The 2,610-nt window shown below is 31.9% G+C and carries 3 protein-coding genes and 1 pseudogene; all 4 read left to right on the top strand.

Going from position 1 to position 2,610, the window contains the following annotated elements; all coding sequences use genetic code 11:
* Positions 1–328 precede the first annotated feature (328 nt).
* A complete protein-coding gene (locus B0183_RS11520) occupies positions 329–1,231 on the top strand; it encodes a DMT family transporter (RefSeq protein ID WP_021114484.1) in 903 nt (300 codons plus the stop codon).
* A gap of 1 nt (position 1,232) precedes the next feature.
* Positions 1,233–1,577, top strand: a complete 345-nt coding sequence (locus tag B0183_RS12540) for a Gfo/Idh/MocA family protein (RefSeq protein WP_207552023.1) — start codon at positions 1,233–1,235, stop codon at positions 1,575–1,577.
* A gap of 9 nt (positions 1,578–1,586) precedes the next feature.
* Positions 1,587–2,246, top strand: coding sequence for a Gfo/Idh/MocA family protein (locus B0183_RS12535; RefSeq protein WP_327078142.1), 660 nt, complete (start codon positions 1,587–1,589; stop codon positions 2,244–2,246).
* A 70-nt stretch (positions 2,247–2,316) separates the two neighbouring features.
* A pseudogene (locus B0183_RS11510) lies at positions 2,317–2,610 on the top strand (transposase); the annotation flags it as partial.

Genomic DNA, 2,610 nt, shown 5'->3' with positions numbered 1-2,610 from the left:
AAAAAAATGGACAATGCCGATTCAGAACCGGAAACCGGCGATGAATCGATTTATGATTGATTTTGATGATCGCCTAGACGATCACCGTTAAGTTGAAATGGGTGTTTACACAGAATTTGGGATAGGGTCGCATTACTAGCTACCCTTTGCTAAGATATGACTTGTCTAGGGTCTGTTATCTTAGTGTTATCTTAGCAAAGAACGCACGAAACAGATTATAGGAAAAGGGCATAGATGTCAAAATCTATGCTCTTTTTCTATGAGAAACAATACAAATATTTTATAATTACCTAATCTTACTTACCTTTTAGGTATGGGGCTTAGTCGTATGGGTAATGATTCTTTTATAAGATTTTCTTATGTTTTGTTAATGGGTTTTGGTTTTCCTATTATGCGTTATATGAGTATTCATTTTGATACTTTAAATAATAATGCTGTTCGATTTCTCTCTGGTGGGTTGTTATTCGTTTTTATTTGTATATTAAAATATAGAACAGAACTACTTAAGTTGCTCAGAGAACCTTCAATCATCTTATATCTTCTTTTGTTAGCTATTTTTATGACTGGTAATATGTATTTTTTTATTAATGGTCTTAAATATACTTCAGCTTTAGCAGGCAGTATTTTTGGCATTATGTCTATGCCTTTAGCTGTTATTATGGCCGCAATTTTCTTTCAAGATGAAAGGGAAAAAGTAAAACAAAAGAGCTTTTATATTGGTAGCGTCTTATCTGTAATTGGTTCTTTGATATTTGTAATTTATAGCAACAAAACTGGTGGGGGTAATGATTTTATAACAGGGTCACTCTTTTTGGGGACAGCTATATTTATTCAATCTATTCAAAACCTTTTCGTTAAAAAGGTCGCAAAAAAATTAAATGCCATCGTTATCAGTGCATCCACTGCTACTTTATCTGGACTTGTTTATCTACTTTTAGCAAGTAATACAGGTGTTATTTATCAATTACAAGATATTAGTTCAGGCTTGCTGATCGGATTAATCTTTGCTGGAATGTATGGAATGCTAACAGGTATGTTATTTGCATTTTATATTGTTCAAAAACAAGGGGTAGTTGTTTTCAATATTATTCAATTAACAGTTCCCTTATCTACTGCGTTTATTGGTTACTTTACTTTAGGTGAAACTATTTCTATTTATCAAGGTTTTGGTGCTGCAATCGTTATTGTAGGATGTGTTATTTCATTGAGGAAAAAATCCCATGGAGATTAATATGTATAATGTGGGTGTTATAGGATTAGGCTTGATTGCTTATGGTATAGATAAAGATCCAAACAGAAAAATCATATGGAGTCATATTAAAGCATATAAAAGTATTGAAAATATACGAATATCATCAGTATGTGATGTTAAGAAATCTTTGGTAGATTCTATCCAAAAAGAATGTGATATACCAAATGGATATACAGATTATAAAGAAATGCTGAAATCTAATAAATTTGATATTGTCAGTATATGTACACCTATTCAAACACATTTTGATATCATCAAAGAGTGTATTAAGAATGGAGTTAAAGTGATTTTCTGTGAAAAGACTATTTCTTATTCTCTAGAATAATCTAAGGAAATAGTTGAGTTATGCGATAAGCATAATGTTATTATCGCTGTTAATTACATTTTTCGTTGGGATAATCTTATTCAAGAAATCAAGGGACTATTAGATTCAAATGCTATAGGGAATATTTATTCTTTAGTTGGTTATGGTGCAACTGCTTTACATACGAGTACAAGCCATTTAATAGATTTATTGCTTTATTTTTCTGGTTCAGATATTGAATATGTTGTTGGAGATATTCAAAAAGATTTTGTGAGAAATGTTCACGGTATTTCTGATGTCGGAGGAACAGGAATGATAAAGTTTAAGTCTAATTCTATTGGGTTCATTAAAGGTACTAGTTCTTCCCCAATGAAATATATGTTTGAATTAGACATACTTGGCGAAAATGGGCGAATAAGATTATACAACAATGGATCATCTTATGATTTATATAAATTTTCAAGTAGTGAAAATTCATCAGGTAGCAAGTATGAACATTTAGATTTAGTCTATTCAAAACACAATACTACTCCAAATGAAAGAATGATAGATGCCATTTTAAGTCTAATTGAAGGTATTGAAACAGGAAAACAACCTGTATCAAATATAAAAACGGCAATAGAATCAATAGAGGTTATTGAAAGTATAAAACTATCATCAATGAATGGAAATATAATTAAATTTCAATAAATGAGCCTCTCCCACAATTTGTGTAAATACCTGTTTCTGAGATAATACATTCAGACACAGGTATTTTATTATGAACGAAAAACAACTTCACGCCTTGGCAGCGGAATTTGCCAAAAACCTAAAAACACCAGAAGACCTCAATCAATTTTCACGGATGCTCAAGAAAATCACCGTCGAGGCTGCGTTAAATGGTGAACTGACCGACCATCTTGGTTATGAAAAACATTAGTCTAGAAAAGGTAAAAATGCACGTAACGGTTACACATCTAAGACCGTCATTTGTGATGAAGGTGAGATAGAAATTGAGACGCCTCGTGACCGTGACGGCACCTTTGAACCGCAACTTATCAAGAAAAACCAAACC

Origin of the sequence: Glaesserella parasuis (assembly GCF_002015085.1) — a bacterium.
In the GTDB taxonomy this organism is placed as follows: domain Bacteria; phylum Pseudomonadota; class Gammaproteobacteria; order Enterobacterales; family Pasteurellaceae; genus Glaesserella; species Glaesserella parasuis.
The sequence above is the reverse complement of the archived record's forward strand: the minus strand, read 5'-3'. Positions and strand labels throughout refer to the sequence as shown.

Excerpts from the sequence above, each read along its gene's own strand:
- B0183_RS12540 (WP_207552023.1), top strand. The coding sequence starts at position 1,233 with ATGTATAATGTGGGTGTTATAGGATTAGGCTTGATTGCTTATGGTATA.
- B0183_RS11520 (WP_021114484.1), top strand. The coding sequence starts at position 329 with ATGGGTAATGATTCTTTTATAAGATTTTCTTATGTTTTGTTAATGGGT.